General features: G+C 36.5%; 1 protein-coding gene. It reads left to right on the top strand.

The window, feature by feature from the left end; genetic code table 11:
- Positions 1-1,196, top strand: a 1,196-nt coding sequence (locus AC8GF4_RS10860) for a CLIPPER-2 domain-containing protein (protein ID WP_506594613.1), incomplete at both ends; no start/stop codon positions are given.

The raw sequence follows: 1,196 nt of genomic DNA, 5'->3' as shown, positions 1-1,196 counted from the left end.
GTGGATACACTTACTCTTGGGATAATGGCGAAACTACACAACAAGCCACTGGATTAAATGCAGGTTTACATACTGTGACTGTTACTGATTCAAAAGGATGTACTACTACTTGTCAAGTGACCATCACTCAACCTGATGTACTTTCTTGTAGCATTGTTCAAAATAATCCTGCAAAATGTTATGGGGACAGCAATGGTGTTGCAACGGTAACGGCTATTGGTGGAAATGGTGACTACACATATCTTTGGGATAATGGAGAAACTACTCAACAAGCCACTGGATTAAGCGCAGGTTTACATACAGTTACTGTTACCGATAAATTAGGATACAAAACAACATGTACTGTATCTATTGGTCAACCAAGTGCTACTTTAAGTGCAACAGCGGTTATTGTAAACAACAATAATTGTGTTGGATGTAGTAATGGTTCTATCAATATTACTGTTTCTGGAGGAACAACTCCTTATACTTTCTTATGGTCTAATGGAGCAACAACTGAAGATCTTTCAAACTTGACAAATGGAACATATAGTGTTGAAATTACAGATAAAAATGGCTGTAAAGCGAACTACACTTATGTAATTTCTGAATCAAGTATCAACATTACTAAAGACGGAACTTATGTTGATTCTAATAATGATGGTATTACAAATGTTGGTGATGTAGTAACGTATAAATTTGTTGTTACCAATACTGGAAACGTTACTTTAAGCAATGTAACCGTAATAGATAACAATGCTGTTATTACAGGAGGACCAATTGCCTCTCTTGCTGTAGGAGCAACTGATTCTACTACATTCTCAGGTAGTCATGTAATTACTCAAGACGATATCAATACCGGTTATGTTTACAACTTGGCAACTGCTACGGGTACAGATCCAGAAGATAAATCTGTTACGGATACTTCTTCTGATCCTACGCCTTGTACAACTTGTCCAATTGATCCGCAATGTCCTGATTGTACCATTACTCCTTTGACTCAAACACCAAGTATCAATATCACCAAAGATGGTACTTATGTTGATTCTAATAATGATGGTATTACTAATATTGGAGATGTAGTTACTTATAACTTCGTAATCACTAATACAGGAAACACCACCTTAACAAACATAACAGTTACAGATAATAATGCTACAATCGCTGGAGGACCAATTGCCTCTCTTGCTGTAGGCGCAACTGATTCTACTACTTTC

Origin of the sequence: Flavobacterium rarum (SeqCode) (assembly GCF_965234445.1) — a bacterium.
Classification (GTDB): domain Bacteria; phylum Bacteroidota; class Bacteroidia; order Flavobacteriales; family Flavobacteriaceae; genus Flavobacterium; species Flavobacterium rarum.
Note: the sequence above shows the minus strand (reverse complement) of the source record. Positions and strands in the feature narration are given on the sequence as shown.